This window comes from Olleya sp. HaHaR_3_96 (assembly GCF_019278545.1).
Taxonomy (GTDB): Bacteria; Bacteroidota; Bacteroidia; order Flavobacteriales; family Flavobacteriaceae; genus Olleya.
In genome coordinates, this window is sequence record NZ_CP058987.1 from 500,046 (window position 1) to 525,197 (window position 25,152).

Annotated in this window: 26 protein-coding genes; 5 read left to right on the forward strand and 21 right to left on the reverse strand. The window is 33.7% G+C overall.

Annotated elements, in window-relative coordinates:
* Positions 1-9: 9 nt before the first annotated feature.
* From H0I26_RS02090 to H0I26_RS02100, 3 genes are all read right to left on the reverse strand, one after another.
* Positions 10-513, reverse strand: coding sequence for a GbsR/MarR family transcriptional regulator (locus H0I26_RS02090; RefSeq protein ID WP_218700809.1), 504 nt, complete (start codon positions 511-513; stop codon positions 10-12).
* A gap of 174 nt (positions 514-687) precedes the next feature.
* Positions 688-1,707 (reverse strand): phenylalanine--tRNA ligase subunit alpha, encoded by a 1,020-nt coding sequence (pheS, locus tag H0I26_RS02095; protein ID WP_218700810.1) that lies wholly within the window; start codon positions 1,705-1,707, stop codon positions 688-690.
* 143 nt (positions 1,708-1,850) lie between these two features.
* Entirely contained in the window at positions 1,851-2,207 is a 357-nt protein-coding gene (locus tag H0I26_RS02100; RefSeq protein WP_090836828.1) for a hypothetical protein, read from the reverse strand.
* A gap of 51 nt (positions 2,208-2,258) precedes the next feature.
* On the opposite strand from H0I26_RS02100, the gene H0I26_RS02105 reads away from it, so the two are divergent.
* The gene (locus H0I26_RS02105) at positions 2,259-2,813 is read left to right on the forward strand and encodes a CvpA family protein (protein WP_218700811.1); all 555 of its coding nucleotides are present in this window, start codon (positions 2,259-2,261) and stop codon (positions 2,811-2,813) included.
* A 3-nt stretch (positions 2,814-2,816) separates the two neighbouring features.
* Here the strand turns inward: H0I26_RS02105 and H0I26_RS02110 are convergent, their stop codons facing one another.
* The 16 genes from H0I26_RS02110 to H0I26_RS02185 form a co-directional block, all read right to left on the reverse strand.
* Positions 2,817-3,443: a carbonic anhydrase gene (locus H0I26_RS02110; protein WP_218700812.1), complete on the reverse strand. Its 627-nt coding sequence runs from the start codon at positions 3,441-3,443 to the stop codon at positions 2,817-2,819.
* 11 nt (positions 3,444-3,454) lie between these two features.
* Positions 3,455-5,317: a SulP family inorganic anion transporter gene (locus H0I26_RS02115; protein ID WP_218700813.1), complete on the reverse strand. Its 1,863-nt coding sequence runs from the start codon at positions 5,315-5,317 to the stop codon at positions 3,455-3,457.
* A 105-nt stretch (positions 5,318-5,422) separates the two neighbouring features.
* A complete protein-coding gene (locus H0I26_RS02120; RefSeq protein ID WP_218700814.1) occupies positions 5,423-6,106 on the reverse strand; it encodes a DUF2490 domain-containing protein in 684 nt (227 codons plus the stop codon).
* Positions 6,107-6,119: 13 nt separating this feature from the next.
* Complete coding sequence (locus H0I26_RS02125) at positions 6,120-6,746, reverse strand: carbonic anhydrase family protein (protein ID WP_218700815.1); 627 nt, start codon at positions 6,744-6,746, stop codon at positions 6,120-6,122.
* 25 nt (positions 6,747-6,771) lie between these two features.
* A complete protein-coding gene (locus tag H0I26_RS02130; RefSeq protein ID WP_218700816.1) occupies positions 6,772-7,575 on the reverse strand; it encodes a universal stress protein in 804 nt (267 codons plus the stop codon).
* A 10-nt stretch (positions 7,576-7,585) separates the two neighbouring features.
* Positions 7,586-9,163: a SulP family inorganic anion transporter gene (locus H0I26_RS02135; RefSeq protein ID WP_218700817.1), complete on the reverse strand. Its 1,578-nt coding sequence runs from the start codon at positions 9,161-9,163 to the stop codon at positions 7,586-7,588.
* 85 nt (positions 9,164-9,248) lie between these two features.
* A complete protein-coding gene (locus H0I26_RS02140; RefSeq protein WP_101015617.1) occupies positions 9,249-9,539 on the reverse strand; it encodes a hypothetical protein in 291 nt (96 codons plus the stop codon).
* A gap of 60 nt (positions 9,540-9,599) precedes the next feature.
* Positions 9,600-10,355, reverse strand: coding sequence for a tetratricopeptide repeat protein (locus H0I26_RS02145; RefSeq protein WP_218700818.1), 756 nt, complete (start codon positions 10,353-10,355; stop codon positions 9,600-9,602).
* A 40-nt stretch (positions 10,356-10,395) separates the two neighbouring features.
* Positions 10,396-12,180, reverse strand: a complete 1,785-nt coding sequence (locus tag H0I26_RS02150; RefSeq protein WP_218700819.1) for a BatD family protein — start codon at positions 12,178-12,180, stop codon at positions 10,396-10,398.
* A gap of 3 nt (positions 12,181-12,183) precedes the next feature.
* Positions 12,184-13,014, reverse strand: coding sequence for a BatD family protein (locus H0I26_RS02155; protein WP_218700820.1), 831 nt, complete (start codon positions 13,012-13,014; stop codon positions 12,184-12,186).
* Positions 13,015-13,019: 5 nt separating this feature from the next.
* The gene (locus tag H0I26_RS02160; RefSeq protein ID WP_218700821.1) at positions 13,020-13,847 is read right to left on the reverse strand and encodes a tetratricopeptide repeat protein; all 828 of its coding nucleotides are present in this window, start codon (positions 13,845-13,847) and stop codon (positions 13,020-13,022) included.
* Positions 13,848-13,904: 57 nt separating this feature from the next.
* Positions 13,905-14,942, reverse strand: coding sequence for a vWA domain-containing protein (locus H0I26_RS02165; RefSeq protein WP_218700822.1), 1,038 nt, complete (start codon positions 14,940-14,942; stop codon positions 13,905-13,907).
* A 94-nt stretch (positions 14,943-15,036) separates the two neighbouring features.
* A complete protein-coding gene (locus H0I26_RS02170) occupies positions 15,037-16,041 on the reverse strand; it encodes a vWA domain-containing protein (protein WP_218700823.1) in 1,005 nt (334 codons plus the stop codon).
* Positions 16,041-17,714, reverse strand: a complete 1,674-nt coding sequence (locus tag H0I26_RS02175) for a FeoB-associated Cys-rich membrane protein (protein WP_256935235.1) — start codon at positions 17,712-17,714, stop codon at positions 16,041-16,043. The genes H0I26_RS02170 and H0I26_RS02175 overlap by 1 nt, the downstream gene beginning before the upstream one ends.
* 14 nt (positions 17,715-17,728) lie before the next feature.
* A complete protein-coding gene (locus H0I26_RS02180; RefSeq protein ID WP_218700824.1) occupies positions 17,729-18,595 on the reverse strand; it encodes a DUF58 domain-containing protein in 867 nt (288 codons plus the stop codon).
* 99 nt (positions 18,596-18,694) lie between these two features.
* Entirely contained in the window at positions 18,695-19,696 is a 1,002-nt protein-coding gene (locus H0I26_RS02185; protein WP_136583109.1) for an AAA family ATPase, read from the reverse strand.
* 159 nt (positions 19,697-19,855) lie between these two features.
* Between H0I26_RS02185 and H0I26_RS02190 the strand changes: the two genes are divergently transcribed.
* The 4 genes from H0I26_RS02190 to H0I26_RS02205 are packed head-to-tail and all read left to right on the forward strand — an operon-like array spanning position 19,856 to position 23,284.
* A complete protein-coding gene (locus H0I26_RS02190; RefSeq protein WP_218700825.1) occupies positions 19,856-20,731 on the forward strand; it encodes an aldo/keto reductase family oxidoreductase in 876 nt (291 codons plus the stop codon).
* Positions 20,732-20,743: 12 nt separating this feature from the next.
* Positions 20,744-21,499, forward strand: coding sequence for an SDR family NAD(P)-dependent oxidoreductase (locus tag H0I26_RS02195; protein WP_218700826.1), 756 nt, complete (start codon positions 20,744-20,746; stop codon positions 21,497-21,499).
* 4 nt (positions 21,500-21,503) lie between these two features.
* Positions 21,504-22,130, forward strand: coding sequence for a hypothetical protein (locus H0I26_RS02200; RefSeq protein ID WP_256935236.1), 627 nt, complete (start codon positions 21,504-21,506; stop codon positions 22,128-22,130).
* Between the two features lie 23 nt (positions 22,131-22,153).
* Entirely contained in the window at positions 22,154-23,284 is a 1,131-nt protein-coding gene (locus H0I26_RS02205) for an ATP-binding protein (RefSeq protein WP_218700827.1), read from the forward strand.
* A 210-nt stretch (positions 23,285-23,494) separates the two neighbouring features.
* Here the strand turns inward: H0I26_RS02205 and H0I26_RS02210 are convergent, their stop codons facing one another.
* A complete protein-coding gene (locus tag H0I26_RS02210) occupies positions 23,495-24,151 on the reverse strand; it encodes a hypothetical protein (RefSeq protein ID WP_218700828.1) in 657 nt (218 codons plus the stop codon).
* Positions 24,152-24,165: 14 nt separating this feature from the next.
* Positions 24,166-25,113, reverse strand: a complete 948-nt coding sequence (locus H0I26_RS02215) for an OmpA family protein (protein WP_218700829.1) — start codon at positions 25,111-25,113, stop codon at positions 24,166-24,168.
* Positions 25,114-25,152: the final 39 nt, after the last annotated feature.

The window sequence follows — 25,152 nt, forward strand, 5'->3', positions numbered from 1 at the left end:
TTACTTAGTTTAAATATCGAATTGATTGTCTGTAATTTTTGTTCTTAAATCTTTAATAGAAGCACTAGCTCCATCTATAAATTTGATATAATCATCATGAAAGTTTAAATCAAACTTCTCTTCTTCATTACTGATTTTTTGGTTGTTTATCGTTTCTTTATACTCTTTAATCTCTACATGTATTTGACGTTCTTCATCCCAATGATTTACCATTTTATCAATGTGTTGAATTATGGTATCTTTTTTAATTATAAAATACTTTTTACGGTCTCCTGTTTTTGTGAAGTATTGAATCTTGTTTAAATCCTGTAAATGATTTAAATGTGTAGAGATTGTACTTTTACTAGCACACAATACGGTTACCATATCTTCAAATGTGGCTCCTTTTTTACCAGTAAGAATTATATAAGCCAATATACGAGCAGCAACAGGCGCTAATTGCTCTCTGTTTTCTAAATGCACGCCTAGTTTTTCCACTAACGCCATTTTTTCTTTGCAGATCTCTTCTTTCATTTCTAAACAATTTAATTTCTGAAATTTTGAACATAGCATCTGTTAAAACTATATTCTCTGCAAATCTATAGCTTAGTTCGGAACTAACCGAACTAACCGAAGTTAAAATGTTGTTAAATAAAAAAGCCAACTGTTAACAGTTGGCTTTTAAAGTATATAATATTGAGAATTAGACTATAAGGCTGATTTAAATTGCTCTAAAAATCTAACATCATTTTCGCTTAACAAACGTATATCACTAATTTGATGCAATAACATTGCTATACGATCAATACCTACACCAAAAGCAAATCCAGAGTATTCTTCTGCATCTATACCGCAATTAGTTAAGACATTTGGATCTACCATACCACAACCTCCAATCTCTAACCAACCTGTTCCTTTGGTAATTTTGTGATCAGTTTCTGTTTCTAATCCCCAATACACATCTATCTCCGCGCTTGGCTCTGTAAACGGGAAGTATGACGGACGTAATCTAATTTTAGATTTACCGAAAAGCTCTGTTGTAAAATATTGTAAAGTTTGTTTTAAATCTGCAAAACTCACATCTTTATCGATATACAACCCTTCCACTTGATGGAAAAAGCAATGTGAACGCGCCGATATGGCTTCGTTACGATACACCCGTCCCGGTGATATTGTACGTATGGGCGGTTGATTATTTTCCATATAACGTACTTGCACAGAACTAGTGTGCGTACGTAATAAGATATCTGGATTGGTTTGCACAAAAAAGGTATCCTGCATGTCTCTTGCTGGATGGTATTCTGGTAAGTTAAGTGCTGTAAAGTTGTGCCAGTCATCTTCTATTTCTGGACCTTCGCTGACATTAAATCCAATGTTAGAAAAGATATCGATGATTTGATTTTTTACGATAGATATTGGGTGACGTGACCCAATAGTTATTGGCTCTCCTGGTCTTGATAAATCCCCACTTACACCAGCGTCTTCTGTGTTACTTTCAAATTCTTCTTTTAAAGCATTCACTTTATCTTGAGCTGTATTTTTAAGAGTATTAATAATCTGGCCAAATTCTTTTTTTTGGTCGTTAGCCACATTTTTAAGCTCTCCATAGAATTCTTTCAACAATCCTTTGGACCCTAAATATTTTATACGAAACGCTTCAACCTCTTCTTTGGTTTGTGCTTTAAAGGCGTCTGCTTCTGCTATAAGTTCTTTTATCTTATCTATCATAATCTTCTAAATGATTGGCAAATTTATGAATTTTATCGTGATTTGCGTTAGCGATGGAGGCATTTGTTGAAGCTCTTTTATTTGCCAAAAAGCAAATTAAAAGCGACTGCCGATAGCGCGCCCCTTGTGGTAACGCCCAAAATTTACTTAATATATTCGGTTTCCAGAAAGTAATTAACGATCGCTTCTTTCATTAAAACACTTTGTTCTCCTGCTTTTAAGTTTGGTAACTCGCCTATCGTTTTATAGTGTGGCCAGCCATCTTCATCAGCAAACTCAAACTCGTAATACCCATAAGGCACTAACAATTTACAGATCGCAATGTGCATTAAATCTAGTTTGTGATCCTTTTTAAATGTACGTTCCAACTGTCCCAATTCTTGTACACCAATTAAATAAATTATTGCATCTAAGTCTAGTGTGTCTCCGTCTGCAAATTGGTTAGATAGCTTAGTCACTATCTCCTGCCATCTCTCTTTTAACTGTTCGTCTCTTGCCATAATAATTTTAAAGTCGCAAAGTTAATTTATATTTGCCTAAAATCTAACTTTATGGCTGTAATTGATATTGTTTTAGGTGCTTTACTATTATTTGGTTTAGTTCGCGGATTGTTTAAAGGACTTTTTGTCGAGCTAGCATCGATTGTGGCCTTAATTGCGGGTGTTTATGGTGCCATCCATTTTAGCTATTTTCTTGCCGAATTTTTGATGGACAAAACCTCTTGGAACGAGAAAACAATAAACACGACTGCCTTCGCTATAACTTTTGTGATTATTATTCTAGTAATTAGTTTAGCAGGAAAAGCATTGACAAAGTTAGCCGATTTTGCCTCTTTAGGAATTTTAAACAAACTATTAGGCGCTTTGTTTGGCGCACTGAAAATAGGACTTATTTTAAGTGTTTTATTGATTGTTTTTGATAAAATGAATAATGCCATCCCGTTTGTTCAGGATGAGGATATTGCCGATTCTATCTTATATGCCCCCGTAAAATCTTTGGCACCATTAGTTTTTCCAAGTATTATTAAATCTGATGATGACAATGAAGAAAACGAAGACAATCAAATTATTGATCCTGCTGAACCTACTGACGAGCCTGAAGCTTAAGGATTAATCTAAGTGATAGATTTCCATAATATCTTCTAAATAATGCTCAAAATCTATTTTTAAGTCTATTAGCTTACCGGTGTGCACATCAAATACCCAACCGTGCACTTTTAAACCCCGGTCCCTATATGCTTTTTGTACAGCTGCAGTTTTGAGCAAGTTTACACATTGCTCCTTGACGTTAAGTTCCACCAAACGGTCGTACTTTTTCTCTTCGTCTTTAATAGCGTTTAGCTCATCTTTATGTATGCGGTACACATCACGGATATTACGCAACCAAGAATTTAAAATCCCTAAATCTGCAGATTGCATAGCTGCTTTAACACCTCCACAAGCATAGTGCCCACAAACCACAACATGGTTTACTTTAAGATGTACTACTGCATATTCCACAACGGACATTGCACTTAAGTCATTACCCGAAACCATGTTTGCGATGTTACGATGTACAAACACTTCACCTGGACCTAAACCCATTAAATCTTCGGCAGTTACACGACTATCACTGCAGCCTATGTAAAGTAATTCTGGACTTTGTCCTTTTCCTAAGTTTTCAAAATAGTCTTTGTCTATGGATAGCTTTGCTTTGACAAATTTTTCATTGTTATCAAACACCCTTTTTATATCCATCAAATTATTATTTAAAATTGATCTTTTACGTTGTTTTTAATCCATTGTAAACACGAATTAAAATCTTTAAAAATGTGCTCCTTTGGAATTAAATCAGGAATGATATCAATACGCTCCATCATATACCTAGGTTGCTTTAGTAAGTTTACAAATAATACATTAATACTTTGTTTTCTTAAATCTACTAAGACATCTTCCATTGCATACAAACCGGATTGATCCATATACTGCATACGTCCCAATCTAATAACAACGGTTCTTGCTGTGCTTGGAATTTGCTTTGCTAGTTGCTGAAAATCTGAAGTAGAACCAAAAAACAATGGGCCTTTTATATGTTTGATAAATACCTCTTCTTTTAAAATTGAAGGAAAGTCAATCTCATCCGACCATGCTTCTTCTTTTAATGGTTTTACATCGGAACGCTGCGCCGTTAAATCTCCTATTTTTTTCATGAATAACAGCGAGGCTATCACCAATCCAATACCTACTGCGTATATTAAATCCCATGTACTAGATAAGACCAACACGACTAACATAATAAGCACTTCTGAACTAAGCTTAATTGGTCCAATTTTCATGTCTTTTGGTAATGCAGGAATGGCCTTTAAACCTTTGTAATCCATTACACCAATACCAACCGTTAGTAAAATACCTGCCAAAACAGCAGCCGGGATTTTTGAAGCAACAGGACCAAGAGCTAACAAAACAAACAATAACATAACCCCTGCAATCATACCTGATAATCGTGTTCTTCCTCCTGCATTAATGTTGACAACGGTTCTAATAGTCGCTCCCGCTCCTGGAATACCTCCAAAAAGAGAAGCTATACTATTACCAATCCCTTGTCCTATTAATTCTTTATTTGGGTTGTGTTTTGTTTTAGTCATGTTATCCGCAACAACACTAGTTAATAAGGAATCTATGGCCCCTAAAAGCGCTAAAGTAATAGCCGTAAATATATAGGGCGTAATACTTTTTAAGCTAAATCCAGTAATGACTTCAAAATGGAGTTCTGGCAATCCTGATGGAATTTCTTCAATTGCACGATAGTCTAAATCAAAACCATACGCTACACCAGATACGACAACTAACGCCACTAATGCACTTGGTATTTTAGTGGTTATTCTTTTAAACCCATAAACTATAAAAATGGTAGATAATGCTAAAGCTAACTCCAGCCAATTAATATTTTGTATTGCTCTTGGTAATATTTTTAATGTTCCTAATACTCCTGAAGTTTCCGTTTTCGCTAATGTTTTAGACTCTTTATCAATAGCTTCTGGTTGCAACTCTCCTGCTCTTTTAATGGTTTCTTTAAAATCTTCTAAAACCAAAATGCCCTCACCAGCTTCTTCTTTCAATATGTTTTGCAAAATCAACTCTTCCGCTTGTGGTTTAAACTGATTAACATATTCTGTATCTTCTTTGGGGTAATACCCAATGGAAGGTAATATCTGAGTGACTAATATAATAATACCAATAGCTGTCATAAAACCTGAAACTACAGGGTAGGGTATGTATTTAATGTACTTACCAAAACCTAAGGCTCCCAACCCGATTTGAACTAATCCAGCTAATAAAAATACAGAGAGAATATACGGTAATGCTTTAGCAACATCACCATCATTAGTTGCAATAATACCAGCAATAACAACCATACTTACAGCTGTCATTGGAGCTGTTGGGCCAGAAATTTGCGTTGGTGTACCTCCAAAAAAGGCTGCAAAAAAACTAATAAAAATAGCGCCATACAAACCAGCACTAGGTCCTAAACCTGACGAAACTCCAAACGCTAAAGCTAATGGCAAAGCAACAATACCTGCTGTTATACCTCCAAATGCGTCTCCCTTAAAATTGGCGAAAAACTTCTTCATAGTTCTAAAATTGATTTATACTAAATTAACATTTTTTCTTAACAATAACAGTTTAGATTCGTGTATTGCTTCCTAATTAACAGTAAATTATGAGTGTAATCTCCTCTAAAAATTAACAAATGCTATGATGTTAATTTGGTCCCTGTTAGCCGTTTCAAAAAACTGATTCATATACCCTAATTCTAATCGTAATTGTTTTGAAAACTGATACCCTAAACCGCCATACACTCTGTTTCTATCAAATATTGACGTTTTAGTGTTTAAAAAAATCTCATTATAAGCTGAAAGATACAATGGATTATTACCATCTGCATTATTCTGCAGTGGAATTTTCAAGCCTAAAAAATACCTAAAACGCATCTTAAAGTCAGCGTCCACAAAACGTTGCTCAAATCTATAACGATGACTCAAACTTAGTTTACCTAGTTTTTGTTTTGTAGTAAATTGTTGAAAAATTCGATGTTCATTTACCGAAACTTTCTCGTCCGTATTACCGACATAGTTTTCCGAGAGAATGTAACCATAACCTAATAACAAGTTATTATTGTTTTCGGTTAAATTATAACCTAAACCTGTTCTTAATAATAATTGCTCTAAATCACCAATAGCATCATAGTTCCTGTATTGGACTTCATTATGAATGTTCCAACCATTTTTAAGTTCTTTACTACCAATGTATATCAGCCAGTTTCCTAAACTGCTATCTTGGCTTAGTCCATAAAAAGGCAACACCAGCGATATTGCTAGTGTTGCGATTATATTTTTCTTTTTTAAAGTCCTTTTTCCCATCAATTTATTAAACTTAATAAAACGTTACTGCTCCTGTATTGACATCATACATCGCACCAACAATTTTAATTTCGCCACTCTTTTCCATTTCTGTTAAAATTGGACTTTCAGCATGAATACGATCTATAGTTAACTCGACATTTTTCTTAGATACCTCATCGACAAAAGTTAAATTTTTAGACGTACGTAAACTTTCATCTTTAGGTTCTGATACTGCATTTACAGCAGGAGTGATTTTTTGGATTAACTTAGTAAGATTACCCATTTCTACGTGATCACAAGCCCCTTTAATGGCTCCACAACTTGTGTGACCTAAAACAACAATAACCTTTGTCCCCGCCAATTTACTAGCAAATTCCATACTCCCTAAGATGTCTTCGTTTACAAAATTACCTGCAATACGCACACTAAAAACATCACCTAAGCCTTGATCAAAAACTAATTCTGCAGAGACACGAGAGTCTATACAGCTTAATATTGTTGCAAATGGGAATTGCCCCTCGCTAGTATCGTTGACTTGCTCTAAAAGATTACGATTTGCTTTTAAATTATTTTGAAATCTTCCATTACCTTCTACTAAAAACTGTATTGCCTTATCAGGTGTTAATGTCGCCTGAGTTTCTTTTGTATGTGCTTTCATCTGTTTTTTATTTTTTATTTGAAAACTACCTAGGTAGCATCGTTGTGTTTTTTCCTGTTAGTAATAACGAAACATTAAGTTTGCTTATCACTTTTTTTATACTTGTATTAGATTTATCATGTTTTGAATTATCAAAACACATTAAATTGATATTACTTTTTAACGCATATTTTGAAACATTATCTACTGCCTTAGTCCCTTTCTGAAAAACATATTCTACAGTTTTATTATTCAAACTATTTTCAGTTTCTGTCAGATTAGTTACAATTTTAAATGCTTTTATCGGCTGACTCGTTTTATTGACAAAGCCTTCTATAAAATCGGTACTTACACTTTTATCGGTAGTGTTTAAAACACCCAACGTAACATCCTCATTTGGTTGTAAAGCATGCTGTTCTGCAGCAATCATTATTGTCCCATTATATTTTTTCAAAACAAAATCGGTGATATTATCACCCATAAAATTGAGTGTTTTAGATTTTCGTCGCCCTAAAACTATCATATCTGGCTGATAGGCATCAATATACGCTTCAATTTCGTATTTTATATTACCAATTGCAACCTGGTAGTTAACATTTTGCTTAAATTCTTCCTGAATGGGCTTAATTAAGCCTTCAATCTTCTTGTTAGTCGCAATATGATCTTCATTAATTGCTCGAATTGCAGACAACTGACTTTCTCTTTCGACAATATCAGTAGGTTTTTTAACATGAAATAATGTAATGTCTCCATCCATCATTTTAGCTAAACTTACCGTGCTTTTTAATTCTAAGGCTGCGGACTTATTTAAATCTGAAAGCACCAATATTTTATATCTATTGTTTTTCATGATTTTAAGTTTAGGCGGACACTGGTCTTAGTTTGAAAAACTCGATAAAACTATCTGGATTCTCTACAATACCACGTTCTGAAGTTAACTGAATATTGATGTTACGTTCTTTAGCTTTAAAAGCGAAATCATCTAAAATTTCGATTATATCATTATCTAAATATCGTGTTTTTCTAACATCTAATTCTAAAGACGTGTCTCTTGGTAAGCTATCAAGTTCTTTTAAAATGGCTCCTTTATTAAAGAAAGTAACCTCTTCAGCAAAAGTCATTTTTATTTTATGCATACCATTACTTTTATCTTCGATATGTAAAAAGTGAGAGTTTTGGTAACTCTTAATTAATATAACAACAATACCAACTAATAACCCTAAACCAATTCCCCATAACAAATCAATAAAAACAATACCTAAAACGGTAATCACAAATGGCACAAATTGTTTCCATCCCATATCATACATTTTTTTGAACAATCCTGGTTTTGCTAACTTGTATCCTACAATTAAAAGGATTGCTGCTAAAACTGATAATGGAATCATGTTTAATAATTTTGGTATTAAAACAACCGAAATTAACAATAAGAACCCATGAAAAATAGCCGATAATTTGCTACGTCCTCCAGATTGAATATTAGCAGAACTACGAACAATTACTTGTGTAATTGGTAACCCTCCAATTAAACCAGAAATAATATTCCCTGTTCCTTGTGCTAATAATTCTCTATTAGTAGGTGTTACATTTTTATCTGGATCTATCTTATCCGTTGCCTCAACACATAGTAAGGTTTCTAAACTTGCTACTAAGGCAATCGTAAACGCGACAATCCATACCTCAGGATTTGTAATTGCACTAAAATCAGGAAATCTAAACTGACTTAAAAACGAATCTAAACTCTCTGGAATTGGTACGCTTACTAAATGTGTTTGTGCAATACCTAAATTAGTTCCTTTTGTCATAGCAAAATAAACGATACCTATAACTACAGCCACTAAAGGCCCCTGTATTATTTGAAAAAATTTACCTTTCTTAGATAATACCTTATCCCATAATAATAAGATAGCTAAACCAATAAGACCAACAATCAATGATCCCATAGTAATATGATCAGTAATATTTAAAATGGCTGAAAATGTGTTTTCTCCCGATAACTCAACAAAACTATCAGCCCCTTCAGGTTCTGAATCGTATCCAAAAAAGTGAGGAATTTGTTTTAGAATAATTATAATTCCAATACCGGTTAACATTCCTTTAATTACTGAAGACGGGAAATAATACCCAATAACACCGGCTTTTAAAATTCCAAATACGATTTGAATCACTCCTCCTAAGACAACTGCAACCAAAAAGTTTTCATAACCCCCCAGTGATACAATTGCTGTTAATACTATTGCTGCCAATCCTGCTGCAGGACCACTAACACCTATTTTAGAACCACTTAAAGCTCCTACTACAACCCCTCCTATAATACCAGAAATTACTCCTGAAAAAAGTGGAGCACCACTGGCTAGAGCAATACCTAAACATAAAGGTAATGCTACAAAAAACACGACTATACTCGCTGGTAAGTCATTTTTTAATGTTTTAAACATGTATAAATTCATTTGCACCACTGCGGAAACGCAATGGTTATTTTAATAATTTTTGTGTGGACAGACTTGTCCTATTTTTTAAAAATTATAAAATGAATTCGGGAGGTGGAAATAATAAATTCTGATGTGGTTTTGGGTAATTTTTGAAGTAATACCCTAAATTATCCGTCTTTTTTGAAGTTTCAACAAAACCATCCTCTAGGTTTTCTAAAACAAAAGATAGATTTAAGTTTGTTTGTTCTTCTTCTTCCTCTTCAGATAAGCTATAAAATACAGAAACATCTACAGAATCGTCCATAACAACAATTATAGATGGTGCTGTAATTAGCGCCAAAAATAATACTGTAAAAAGGATAGAGACTACTTTTCTGTGCATTTTTTTACTTTGAGAAAAGCAAATATATAACTTAAGACACAGTTAAGTGTTAAGGAATAACTAAAAATTATTTAACATTTTAATGTCCTTTGCATTAATCCAGCCGATTTTCCCGTCTAAAAGTTTAATTTTTCGCCAGTCATTTATAGTATCTAAGACCAAAACCTTAGCCCCTTCATGCAAGACAAAAGCGTCCTTACCATCCGAGTTAGGATCGGTTTTGACTTCACTTTTTTGTGCAAATACAATTGCAGGATTATCTTTATTATCTAAAGCCTGTTTCTGAAATGCTAAGCCTACACTAGATAACGACAAAAACAAAAACACAAAACTTAAAATAAAAGACACCCGTTTACTTTGCGTCCCATGTGTAAAGTAATACACTAAAAACAAGACAATAAACAAAACCATCATTACTATAGCTAATCGTGCCCAATTATCAAACGTCAAGGCATTAGTTACTTTGTTAAAAAACCGAGACAAACCTAATTGTGGGACCGCTTGAATCGCATCCACGGTCATCTTTTTAGCATATGCTCTATTATTTAAGATGTCTTTATCTTCCGGTTTAAGCTGTAATGCTTTTTCATAATAATAAATACTTGGCGCAATATTATTTAACTTGTAATGTGCATTTGCAAGATTGTAATACACCTCTGCCGAATGTTGTTTGGTCTCTAAAATCGATTCATATTTAGCAATGGCTTCATCAAACTTAGCATCATTGTATAATGCGTTAGCTTGCTCAAAAACAGTTTCGTTTTGCGCTGTTAAGCTTCCAAAGAAAAAAAAGAGTATGTAAATTATGTGCTTCATTATTATAGGTTTCCGCTTAAGCGAAACTAAAAAATACAGGTTATGTAATTTGTTTATCAATTAGATTAATTGTTGTTGCCGACTTCTCATAATCTTGCTGCATGGTTACAGTCGTAATAGGCGTATAACGTGCTAGGTCACAATTTTCAAGTATAGCTTCAAAATCTGTAATCACAGCTTCTTCAACACCTCTTTCCGTTAACAGGCTGGTTATTTTATCCTTACTTAAATCAGATGTCTCTATACTTAATCGTCCTTTTAAGTAATTATGTAATGCTTTTTCCAATGCGATATAAAAAGCTTCTTTTTGACCTAATGCTTTTTTAGCTGCACTCAAATACTTTTTAGCTAGTCGGTCTGCTTTTCTCTTTCTGTTACCAGAAACATCCGCCTCTCTTTCTTCGCGTTTTCTTCTATACAATAGCGCTAAAGGAATAGCTAATAAAGGTCCTAATAAGCTAGTCCAAAAAACTGTTGAATTTAAAAACACTTCTTTTTCTACCTGGTTAAAACTAGTGTCTGTTTTTATAGATGCAAACTGATTTTCGTCTAAAACTCCACCCTGCTCTCCATTACTTGTTACTGGCAAATTATTATCCGCTTCTGCATAAATCGGTCCCTCTATAACATTAATAACAATGTCCTTAGACGTTATTTCTTTATACGTTTCTGTCTTTAAATCAAAGTAAGAAAAACTTACTGGTGGTATTGGAAACTTACCTTTATACTGTGGTACAATAGTATACGTATCCGAAATCTGACCAAGCATTCCTACTGCATTTGTTCTGACATTTTCTAAATGTTCAGGATCGTAAACTTCCAGTGTACTAGGTGTTGTTAATTTTGGTAATTGAAATAGCTTAAGATTTCCTTTACCCGATACTTCTATTTTAGCCTGTAAAGATTCTGTTGCATTCAAGCTATTTTTTGAAGTCGATACATTAAACTGAAAATCTCCGACAGCTCCCTTAAAATTAGCAGGCTTACCAGCTTCCGGTAATGCTTTTACATTTATAGTTCTAGTATTAGCAGAAATTGTTCTGTGCACTTGATTAGACACTTGTCTACCATAAATATCACGCCTATTAGTTGGCACATCCACTGTAATATCTAAACTTAAAGGCTCTATCACTAAAGCACCCGTTTTTTGTGGATATAATACTGTTTTTCTTAAAGTTACAAAACGATACTCTTCACCCTTGTAGGTCCCATTTTGTATTCTAACACCTCTATCATCTATGCTTTGACTCCAAAACCCATTAAACTTAGGACTTTCAAGCTCTCTATAATTACTAATCCCCGTTCTTGGTGCGACATACAATTTATAAACAACCGTAATAGGCTCGTTTAAATAAGGACTACTTTTTGAAACTTCTGTAACTAAATGAATATTTTCCTGTACAATATAATCGGGATCATTAGGGTTTTCTGGTTTCTCTTGCGCTTCTGTAACCTTTATTGTTATTGCTGTGGTTTGAAAATCAACGCCATCAATCTCTATTTTAGCTGGAGCAATTGTAAACGTCCCCATCTTCTTTGGTGCTAAAAAATAACTGTAAATTTTTGTGAATTTACGTCGCTTCCCATCCCAAGAATTACTGACAGACTGATTAGGCCCACCAACGACAATAAAATCCGAAAAACTTGGAGGCGCAAAGTTATCTCCATCCCTATTCATCTGAAAGTCGATTCGTAAGCGTTCGTTTAAAGCCAATCTTTTCTTACTTACTTTTGCTTGAAAAGTAACCGCGTCATCATCCTGCGCCATTACTAATGTAGTGGTGCATGTCAAAAAAAGAGCTACTATGTATTTTAATACTTTCATTATCTATTTAACAACATTTACAGAAACCTTGTTTGATTTTATTCTTATTGTTTTAGGAACTCTTAAATATCTCCCAAAAATATCTTTTTTACCTGTGGGAACATCAACAACGACATCAAGAATTACAGGTTTAACTTTAATTTCACCTTTCCCTTCTGGCTTTAATATCGCTTGTCTATAGACTATCGAGCGATATACACTCCCTCTAAATTCCGTTTGCTCCACTGTAAACTGTTTTTTATGCTCCGATTTAATAATACAGTGTTTATAAACTGGTTTTCTAATCTCAGAAAAACTAGACATTTCAAAATTTTCAGGAAAATAAATACGATGCATAACAGTAAGTGAATCTAATTCATTCAAACTATTTTTAGACACCTCAGTTACAATAAAAACCTTATTTTTAATTGCGCTTTTCGCTTTTTTATTAGCCCTATGAAGACTCCGTTTTTTAGTCACGCTAATATGCATAGGTTCAGTCTGCAATTGTGTTCCACTAACCTCTATTGTCGCATTACCTATTAATTGCTCTTCACCAATCACTTTAGGCTTAAGAGAATACTTATATGTTTTTGAAAAAACCTTTACACCTTTTTCCCAAATAATACTTACAGATTGATTTGGTCCCTGATTAATAGTAAAGTTTTCAAATTTTGGAGGAATAAATGTGTCTACTTCTTTATTAAAAACAAACTCTATTTCTAAAACTTCATTTATGGCTATTTTTTTCTTATTTACTTTAGCAACAAATCGCAATGAATCTTCATTTTGAGAAAAAACAAAAGGAGTATAAAGTCCAATCAAAAGAACTACTATGTATTTTAATACTTTCATTATAACTACCAATCTTTCTCTGTCTGCTGTTTAGCTCCTTTTACCTTTTCTGCATTTATTTTCTCTTGAACCTTTTGTTCTTGATTATTCATCGCTTCTAACAAGTTTTTAATTTGCTGAGGCGACATTTGACCTGGTTGTGGTTGCTTCTCTTCATTTTTCTGATCACCTTCCTTTGGATCATTTTCTTTTTCATCCTTAGGCTCTCCCTCTTCATCCTTATCCTGATCACCTTCTTTCTTATCCTTATCACCTTGATCTTCCTGATCTTTCTTATCCTCGTCCTCTTTTTTATCCTCGTCTTTCTTTTCGTCTTTGTCTTTATTGTTATCGCCTTCTTTATCGTCGTCTTGAGGATTATCATCCTCCTGTTGTTTTGCACACTCTTTAGCTATTGCAAAATTATATCTAGTCTCATTATCCGATGGGTCATTTCTAAGCGCACTTTTATAAGCCTCCACAGCTTCTTTACACTTTTTTTCTTCCATTAAAATATTACCTATATTATGAAAGGCTTTATGTTTATCAGACTTATTTACAGCATTTTTTGCCGCTTGTTGATTGCGGTACAATGCTTCTCCAAAATTACCTTTTTTAAAGTACTGGTGTCCTAAATTATAAGCACCTGCGACTTCTGTCGGCTTTATAGATAATGCTTTACGGTATTCCATTTCTGCTTCAGCAAAAGCATCACTATTTGCCAAATCATTAGCTTCTGCCACAAAACCTTGTGCTTTCAACTTTTGTTTTAGTGCTGCTTTATCCTCTTCTTGCTCCTGCGCAACAACAGTTATTGATAAAAACAGCAATATGTAGGTTAAAATATTTTTCATTTAAATTTTATAACTTGTAAATATACTAAAGGCTTTTAATGGTTGATGTTAAGGGTTTTATAAATTCTCGTTAAATAGATTTAATTTTTTCAACCAAGCTGTTTTTCTTTCTAATAAGAAAATATCGATTAAAAACAATAAAATCGCTAATCCTAAAAACCACTGAAATCTACTCTCAAAATTCGCTACTTGTTTAGCCTCAAATTCTTTTTTATCCATTTTATTTAAAATGTCGGTCATTTGACTCACCACTTTATCTGTATTTGCACCATTAATATAAACCCCATTCGCCTGATCAGCAATATTCTTTAAGGTTTCTTCATTAAGCTTTGTGATAACAGTCTCGCCTTGTTTATCCTTTTTATAACCAACCAATGCGCCTTTTATCCTTAACGGTATTGGCCCTCCTTTAACCTCTCCAACACCTATTGTAAATATTTTGATACCTTCTTTACTCGCTTCTTCTGCCACTTGCGTAGCTGCTTCGCTATGATCTTCTCCATCAGATATTATAATTAACACACGATTGGTTTGCTCGTCGTCGTCATAATACGTTTTTGCTAAATTAATAGCCTCGTTTATTGCAGTTCCTTGGGAAGACAGCATATCTGTATTCATATTCTGCAAAAACATTTTTGCTGCAGCATAATCTGTTGTGATTGGCAACTGCGGAAATGCTTTTCCTGCATAAGCAATAATCCCTACACGATCACTCCCTAAGTCGTCTATAATCCTAGAGACTAACTGTTGTGCTTTTTTAAGTCTATTTGGCTTAATATCTTCTGCCAACATACTTTTAGAGACATCCACTGCAAAGACAATATCTACACCTTCACGCTTTACGGTTTCTAAACTAGTCCCTACTTTTGGATTGACTAACGCTAAAGACAAACTAGCAAAAGCCAAACACAATACGACTAATTTTAACACCGATTTGAACACCGATTGGTTTGGGCTTAAACGCTTTAATAATGCTTTATTAGCAAACTTTTTTTGTGTGCGTTTTTTCCAAAATTGTAACAGCAAAAAGAAGACTACTAACACTGGAATAACCAGTAGTGTCCAAAACCATATTTTTTCTTCTATTTGAAACATTTTTCTTAATATTCTATTTTAATCATAGTAAGTAACACTTACTTTGACACGATAATTATTGATTTACATGTCGCTTTCGCGGAAAGCATGCCTGTTACACAAAACTCCTAAACAATGTTATTCTTATCAAAAACTCTAATAACAATAGCAATCCTGCAATCCAAACAAATGGTCTAAAAAGCTCTTGATAGGTTGTGTATTTAATTTCTTCAATTTCAGTTTTCTCTAACTTATTAATCTCAGCATAAATCTGTTCTAGCTTTTTATTATTATTTGCTCTAAAATATTTACCTCCTGTAACTTTAGCAATATCCTTAAGCAAATCTTCGTCAATCTCTACCTGAACGCGTTCATATTGAAATTTCCCATTTGGCAAAATTGCAACTGGCGACAAAGCCATACCATTAGTACCTAAACCAATCGTATACACCTTAATTTTAAACTCGACAGCCAACTCACTAGCAATTTTCGGGTTTAAAACGCCAGAATTATTAACCCCATCCGTTAACAAAATAATGACTTTACTTTCTGCTTTACTCTCCTTTAATCTATTTACAGAGGTCGCTAAACCCATACCTATTGCAGTACCACCTTCTATAATGGTATTGTATTTAATATCATCTAACGAGTTTAATACAATAGATTTATCACTAGTTATTGGTGTTTTAGTATAACTCTCTCCAGCATATTCTACTAATCCAATACGGTCATTTGGTCTCCCTTTAATAAACTTAGCTGCGACATTTTTTAAAGCTTCTAAACGATTAGGGCTTAAATCCTTTGCCAACATACTTGCAGACACATCAATAGCCATTACAATATCAATACCTCTTGTGGTTTTTGTTTTTGTATTAGTTTCTGAGGTACGTGGTCTAGCTAATGCTACTATTAAAACCCCTAAAGCCAACAAACGCAAACCAAACAAAACATGCTTAAATTTTGGTAATACAGAGTTACTAACCTTAAACCCTTTAAGACTTGATATTTTTAATTCTGCATTTTGCTGTTGGTTTTTAAAAACATACCAAACGACAGCTAATGGCAATGCTAAAAGTAACCAAAAGAATTCTTTATTTAAAAATGTAATTCCGTCAAACATTAGTTTTCTTTTTCTTTAAGTTCTACAGACGCTATAATACGTTCCACCACTTGATCTAGGTAAATATCATCTTTTAAATAGGTGATTATTATTTGTTGCATCACCTGCTCATTAGCAAAACTTAGTATTACAAATTGACCTTTAACATAATCCTCTTTAGAGTCATCCGAAGGATACTCTAAAGTTCCAGAGGTTTTAACACCTTCTGCTCCATTAGGCGTTTTAAATTTATCTTTATTAGCTATTATGTTTCTTCCACCTTCGGCCTCAATTGCTTTTAAATTTGCTTCAATTGCCTGTAATAAGTTATCTTCTGCTGACGGCCCTTTTTCGCCTGTAGGCGCATCAGAAAAAGTGGTTGTTACAGTACCAACTGTAAACTTACTTTCTAGCTCATAACCAAATGCAGACACTTTTATCTGCTCTTTTAACTCATCCGGAACAGGCATTTCCTGTCTTTTTAAAACCTCTGGAGTAGAGATTGTAATTGGAGGAAAACCATAATCACTATCAACCCAACCGCCTTCTAAAAGTTGCTTAGTATCTTTTTGAAACACCGTATCCACCACATATCCAAAACCATATCTATAACTAAAAGCAGCAAAGGTCAAACCTAGCATAAACACTATTGCAGCAACAGTGACCCATACTTTTTGCCTAAAATCTTTACGATCTTGTGCTTTTTTATATTCTAAATCTAATAGCTTTTCTTCCTCTGTAGCCTCTGGTAACGCTTCTTTAACCTGATCAATCTCCTGATCAATCACCGTTCTATCAATTTTAGCTAATGCTACATCGGGAGCAGATTTAGCAAATTTCACTAAATCGGCACGTTTTAAAACAGTTTCTAGTTTTCGGATGTCCTCTTTAGATAATTCTATCTGACTACCATCACTTAAGACTTCCAATCTTGTTATTAACTCGTCTGTTGTACTTTCTAAGGCTCTATCATACACCTTTTCGTCTAAATAAGTACGTATCGCTAATGTTAACTCCGAGTAATAATCTTTATAATTATCCTGAGACAAATAATTACTTTCATCCAACTTCTGTAATGCCAATTTTGCTCTATCATAAGGTGGCAACAAGGCTATTTGCTCTTCTTCTGTTAGTGGTTTTTTACGCCAAACAAACCAATAAATCAAAAAACCAACTAAAGCTAAAACGATTAAACCTATTACCACATAAATCCACCAACTACTAGCTGGTTTATCAACCTGTAACATGGGTTTAATATCATATAAATTTTGCTTAGTAGTATCTACTGCAATATTGCTAATATCGACTAATAACGAATCGGTCAAATATTGCTTTCCTGCAATAATTACTTTTTGTTTTGGAATAACATAATGTCCAGAATCGAACTGTGTTAATCCATATTTTTTTATTAATTTATATTTAGCATTTTGCTTGGTTGTATCCGTTTTGTACGACTCAATCATCTCTAAAGGCATAAAACTTTGCCCAACAGGAAACACGACACTATTTACAGTATCCGTTTCTACTTCTATCTTATAAGTAATTTGTGCTCCAATTTGTATGGAAGTCGAATCAATTGACGTTTTTACTTGACCAAAAGAACTTGAAGGCAGAAGTAAAAGGGCAATCGCCACAAGACAAAATCCTATCGCTTTGATTGTATTTACTTTATTAAAATGTATTTCTTTTTTCACTTGTAGCTAATTAATTATCCTCTTGTTTTAAAATAGCCTAATAGCTTCTTTACATAACTCTCATCTGTCCTGCAAGCAATACTTCCTGCTCCAGATTTGGCAAAACTATTTTTATAATAGCTTACTTTTTCGTTGTAAAATTTAGCATAGTTTGTTCTAACTGTTTTAGAGTTAGTATTAACCAACATCAGCTCTCCCGTTTCTTCGTCCTGCATTTGTACCATTCCTAAATTCGGGATACTTTCTTCATGCCTATCAAAAACCCGTATTCCGGTAATATCATGTTTTCCTGCTGCTATTTTAAGCGTTTGCTGATAGTCATCAGCAATAAAATCACTCATCATAAAAACAATAGCTTTCTTTTTCATGACACCACGTAAAAACTTCAAAGCTTCGACAATATTAGTCGCTTTGCTTTTAGGCTCAAACTCGATTAACTCCCTGATAATTCTCAATACATGAGAACGTCCTTTTTTAGGTGGGATAAATAATTCGACTTGATCGGAAAATAAAATTAAACCAATCTTATCATTATTTTGTGTTGCTGAAAATGCTAAGGTCGCCGCAATCTCTGTTACAATTTCGTTTTTAAATTGTTTTTCGGTTCCAAAAAATTCTGACCCCGAAACATCCACCATAAGCATCATCGTTAATTCGCGTTCTTCTTCAAAAACTTTGATATGCGGTTGATTAGTACGTGCGGTAACATTCCAATCGATGTTTCTTACATCATCTCCAAATTGATATTGTCTCACTTCAGAAAATGTCATACCACGACCTTTGAAGGTAGAATGGTATTCTCCCCCAAAAATATGATCAGACAAGCGACGTGTCTTAATCTCAATTTTACGTACTTTTTTTAGTAGCTCTTTAGTATCCATTTTTTTAAGTATGCCGTGTGCAGTCTTCAGTTAACAGTCAAAAAATAATTAGTATTCAAATTAGCTAATGCCTAATAACACTAATTACTGCCAACTCATCTATGGTACTTCAATTTCGTTTACAATCTTATTTATAATATCCTCGGAAGTTACATTTTCCGCTTCTGCTTCATACGTAATTCCAATTCTGTGACGTAATACATCGTGTACTACTGCACGTACATCTTCTGGTATTACATAACCACGACGCTTAATAAACGCATAACATTTAGCTGCAGTTGCCAAGTTAATACTACCACGAGGCGACGCTCCAAAAGAAATTAATGGTTTTAAATCTGCTAGTTTATATTTTTCCGGATAACGTGTTGCAAAAATGATATCTAAGATATATTTTTCAATCTTCTCATCCATGTACACTTCCCTAACCGACTCTTGCGCTCTTAATATTTGAGCAACAGAAACAACTGGATTAACTTTTTCCCAGCTCCCTTTTAAATTAGCACGCATAATTAGCTGCTCGTCTGCTTGCTTTGGGTAATCTATAACCGTTTTCAGCATAAATCTATCGACTTGTGCTTCTGGTAATGTATATGTTCCTTCTTGCTCTACTGGGTTTTGAGTGGCCATTACTAAAAAAGGCTTATCCAACTTAAAGGTTTCATCACCAATAGTCACTTGCTTTTCTTGCATCGCTTCTAATAATGCAGATTGCACTTTTGCCGGCGCTCTGTTAATCTCATCTGCTAAAACAAAATTAGCAAATATTGGCCCTTTTTTAATTGAGAAATCATTCTCTTTCATATTAAAAATCAACGTCCCTACAACATCAGATGGTAGTAAATCTGGTGTAAATTGTATACGACTAAAACTAGCATCAATGGCTTGAGACAAGGTATTAATGGCTAACGTTTTTGCTAAACCAGGCACTCCTTCTAACAAGATATGCCCTTGTCCTAAAAGACCAATTAGTAATCGTTCGACCATATGTTTTTGACCAACAATTACTTTATTCATTTCAAGCATCAGTAAATCTACAAATGCGCTTTCCTTTTCAATTTTCTCGTTAATCGACTTGATATCAATTGTACTTGTTTGTTCCATTATGTATTGTTTTTTAAGAAAATGAACCGTTATTTAAATTCAAGTGGTGCAAATTGTTAAATTTTTAGCTGTAATCGTGTTAATAATTGGTTAAAAATAGGGTGTTTGATGCACTTTTAAGAGTATTTTATGGTTTACTTTTATTGCACAATTTATTCTATGACAGAAAACAAGTATTCTAAAGTTATTGCTGGAGCTATGACTTGGGGAAAATGGGGCAAGCAATTGAACCAAAAAGACATGATATCACTAATGAATCATTGTATTGATAATCAAATAACTACATTTGATCATGCGGATATTTATGGTGACTACACCACTGAGATTGATTTTGGAAACGCTTTCGCGGAATCCAATATAGACCGACAAAATATTCAGTTAATTTCTAAATGTGGTATTCAATACATTGGACAAACACGACCAGAAAACAAGGTCAAACACTATAATTATAGTAAGGATTATATTATTTGGTCTACAGAACAATCACTAAAAAAACTAAAAACAGACTATCTAGATCTATTATTATTACACAGACCAAGTCCATTAATGCAATCAGAAGAGATTGCAGAGGCGATTTCTAGTTTAAAACAACAAGGAAAAATTAAAGACTTTGGTGTGTCTAATTTTACGGCATCGCAAAGTGCGCTGTTATCCAAATACATTCCTATTTCTGTTAATCAAATAGAGTTTTCTTTAACGCAACATACTGCAATGCACGACGGTACTTTGGATCTAATGCAATTAAATAATACACAATCTATGTGTTGGTCTCCTTTAGGAAGCACTTTTAGAGAAGATACTGAACAAACCAGACGTATACATAAACAGCTAGGGCGTTTATTACAAAAATACAATGCCACAGAAGACCAATTATTATTAGCATGGATTTTAAAACACCCTGCCAATATATTACCAGTTGTAGGCACCACAAACACAAAAAGATTAAGTGGCGCTATCGCAGCGACAAATATCACATTAGAATTAGAAGACTGGTTTTCAATATTAGTTGCTAGCCAAGGACATAAAGTACCATAAAACAATACAAACATGAGTAATACTAAAACAGCATTAATTACCGGTGCAACCAGTGGAATAGGTCGTGCAACAGCACATGAGTTTGCCAAACATGGTATTAACCTTATCCTTTGCGGGCGTCGCCAAGAACGTTTAGACACTATAGAAAAAGCATTATCAAAACAAACCAATGTGCATACTCTAAATTTTGATGTTCGCGATAAAAAAGCGGTCTTTACTGCTATCGATTCAGTTCCTGAAAATTTTAAACAAATAGATATTTTAATAAACAATGCCGGAAACGCACATGGATTAGACCCAATACAGGATGGTAATTTAGACGATTGGGATGCCATGTTAGACATAAACGTAAAAGGGTTATTATATGTTAGCAAAGCTATTATACCACAAATGACAGCGCGTCAATCAGGACATATTATTAATATTGGATCTTCAGCAGGAAAAGAAGTCTACCCAAAAGGCAACGTGTATTGCGCCAGTAAACACGCAGTCGTTGCTGTCACCGAGGGCATGCGCATTGACCTCAACCCTTTCGGAATTAAAGTGACTGCCATAAACCCAGGTTTAGTGGAGACTGAGTTCTCTCAAGTCCGTTTTAAAGGAGACGCCAAAGCAGACAACGTTTATAAAGGTTACAAAGCACTACAACCAGAAGACCTAGCAGACGTTATTTACTTTGCAGTATCACGTCCAGCACATGTAAATATCGCTGATGTACTACTATTTTGTACCGCACAAGCTAGTTCTACTATCGTAAAAAAGGACTAACACAATGATTGATTGGCTTAAATCCGAATGGCTTAAACTAACTAAAAACTATTGCGATAGTCCTTTAGCTGAATCACTTTGGAAAGACATTGAATTGCACTACACTACAAAAGACAGGCACTATCATAATCTTTCTCATATTTTTACTATGCTGAAGCAATTGGATCAGATTCAAACAAAAATTGAAGATTTAGATAGTTTACGTTTTGCTATTTGGTATCACGACATTATATACAAATCAACAAAAAAAGATAATGAAGAAAAAAGTGCTCTTTTTGCTCTAAAAAGACTCAAAAGGGTAAATTTTAAACCAGAAAGAGCACAATCAGTAGAGCATTTAATATTATCTACTAAAAAACATAATATACTAGTAACACAGAATAATGATAATGCTGTGCTTTTGGATTTAGATTTATCTATTCTTGGCACCGATTGGAATACTTATAAAAAGTATATTTCAAATATTAGAAAAGAGTATAAAATATACCCTGATTTTATGTACAATCCCGGTCGTAAAAAAGTGTTACATCACTTTTTAGAAAGAGAAAACTTATATTTTACAGAACACTATAAAAAACAATACGAACAACAAGCTAGAGAAAATCTAAGTCGCGAGATAAAACTACTTTAAAATATAACACCTAGATATAAGTCATGATTAATAAACGCTTACTTATCAAAAACCTACTCGCACATAACGACGAGAATAGTTTTTACGATAAAAAGCGAAAAATTGACATTAGTCAAAAAGAAGGTAAAGCTAAATTTTTAAAACACGTTTGCGCATTATCAAACTCCAATCCAAAAAACAATTCGTTTATAGTTATTGGCGTGGAAGATGAAGACAATCAAATTATTGGTGTTGATTTTTTTGACGATTCTAAAATTCAAAACCTCATCAACGCGTATTTTACTAACCCACCGATAGTACAATACGAGAACATCCCTTTTCCGCATTTACCAGACCATAAAGTTGTTGGACTTGTTACCATTCGTCCAAAAGAAGGCTTGACTTCTCTCAGAAAAAATATCTGGAAATATTATGGAGGCTCAGTCTTTTTTAGAGATGGAAGCATTAGCATGCCTAAGGTTTTTAAAAGCGAAATAACAGACGTTAATTCTAAGATTGTTGAAGCCATAGAAAATCATGCACAAAATAATATTGAATACACTTTAGATGGCGTTTTTGATTTTATGAAAAAAAGACAAGACTACAATCCAAAATACATTGTTTTCAAAGAGTATTTTGTGTTGTGTTGGTCAGGTGAAAAAAAGCAAGTTAGAGATGAAACGTTTTATTCTAGAGTAGATATTGAATTAATTAATGAGCAAGTGCGTTTGTTTTTTTCAACTTTAGATGAAGTATCTATCACCTTTAACGAAAATTCTTTTACTATAATTGAATATTTACAGCTCGGACTTCAAAAGTCTTATAAATATTATCCACTAGAAAAAACAATAATTAGTTTTAACGATAACGCTAGTTATAACATAGTCTCAACCTTAATTTTTAATGCGCCTCAATTTGATAAAAAGATACTACATCACATTTATAACTCTAATAATGCAATACTAGAAAAATTAAAAAACGAACAATTATTAAATAATAACGAATTAAAAGATCTAAACAACCTCCCTGATACGTATCTTATATGTTATCTGAATTTATTTCATGAAGCGTTAGACAAATTAAACGAGGCTAAACCTTATTTAAAACCCTTTCCTGAAATATACAGAAAGTATAAAGACGTTTTGCGTATTTTACGAAAAGTTAAATACAATTAAACTTAAAGTTGTTAGTTAAGATGTAAAATTCGACCAACAACTATAAACAGTTAATTAACAAGGCACTTATAATAGGGGAAACTTTTAATTAACTTCAAAAACCTTAATTCTCCCGACAAAGATTCGGCATTGAATAAGGTTTTATATTACTTAAAAAGCCAATAATTACAATTGTAACTATTGGCTTTTTTGTTGTTTTAATAGTAATTATTACCGACCACCATCTAATAGATCTTGCCAGTCATTTAGCTCTTTCCATAAGCCATTAGCTGCTAAATCGGCTTGTTTTGGCCACGTTCCTGGCTTATGCAATTCAAAACGTTTACCGCCACTTTTTAAAACCTCTTCACATTTTTCCACGCTACAATTTGCAAGCGCTGCCCAAGTCGTAACATCATGATTATGAAACAACTCTTTAATTTTAGGTCCAATCCCCTCTACAACAGTCAAGTCGTCTTGCTTGATTGTTTTTCCAAAGACAGCCTTAGCTGCAGCCGCATCAAAAGCAATTACTGGAGCAACAGGCTGACTCGGCACCACTGGCTCAATTGACGCAACAGGCGTAACACTTGAAACCTCATGTGACTTAATAGCCGCACCAGTTACTGCTCCCGCAGTAAAAGAAGACGCTGTATTACCTGCTCCCGAAAAACGCGATACAGATTCCTTACTTGCTTTACAAGCCGCCAAATCTGTTTCCAGTTTGCCTATTCGACTTTTATAGACATCCAAGTCTACAGTACTATTAGTATTGCTTCCTCCAAATAATCGCCCTAAAAGATAGCCTAAAATAGCACATATTACACCCACCAATAATGGGATTAACCAGCAAGGGATACTACTAAATATATTTAATGATAAATTCATGATTTTTATTTTTGTTAGTTAATGGTTACGACGACTCTTCTATTTTTTGCACGACCTTCCGCTGTTGCATTATCTGCAATTGGAGCGTCTGGTCCTTTAGAAGTACTATTGATTTTATTGGCTGCAATACCATTTTCTATTAAATAATTTTTAGCAAAGTCTGCTCTTTCCTGTCCTAACCTTACATTATTTATCTGATCTCCGGTATTATCAGTATAACCTGTCACATTAAGCATAGCGCCATCAACCTTGTCTGTATATTTAACCATATCAGCCACTTTTTGACGTTGTACTGCCGTTAAATTAATTGAAGCTTGAGCCGTATTAAAATATAAAATCAATGGATCTGCTTTAATAGCATCTCCCAACTCCTGTAACGCATCTGCTTCACTATTATCCGATTCTACTATTGTAGTAATACTATAGCTTAAAGGCCCATGCAAAACACCATTACTATCTGCAGTAAAATTATCATCCAATACCCCAAAGGTATTTATCTTTTTAGAAGACATTCCTTTTGAGATTAATTGATTTTTAATAGTATTAGCTCTTGCCAACCCTAGATTAGGAAAGGCCGAAACATTTGTTTCTTCACTTCTATAATGACCTGTAACATTAATAGTCTTACTTGGATCTGCATCTAAATAATCTACAAGTTGTGTCAATCCATTGTCTACCTCTGTTGATAGAGGTTCTATATAGTGATAGTCTGATGTTTTGAAATTAATATTATCATTAATATCAAAACTTAAATTACCATTAGCATCACTTACTGCAAATGCATTCATGGTAGCATCTAATTTTGCGGGAACATCATCCTTGTTTTCTATTGTATCTGTTTTAGAATCGGCCTCTGCATCTGCAGTACCAGCACAACAATTACAACACAAAAACCAGTACAGAATTGTACCTAGAATAATAGTCAGCAAAATACCTAGAAGATAACCGGTTTTTTTACTCATTATGGTTTGGTTTTTAAGTTAATGACTATCAAGTTATTA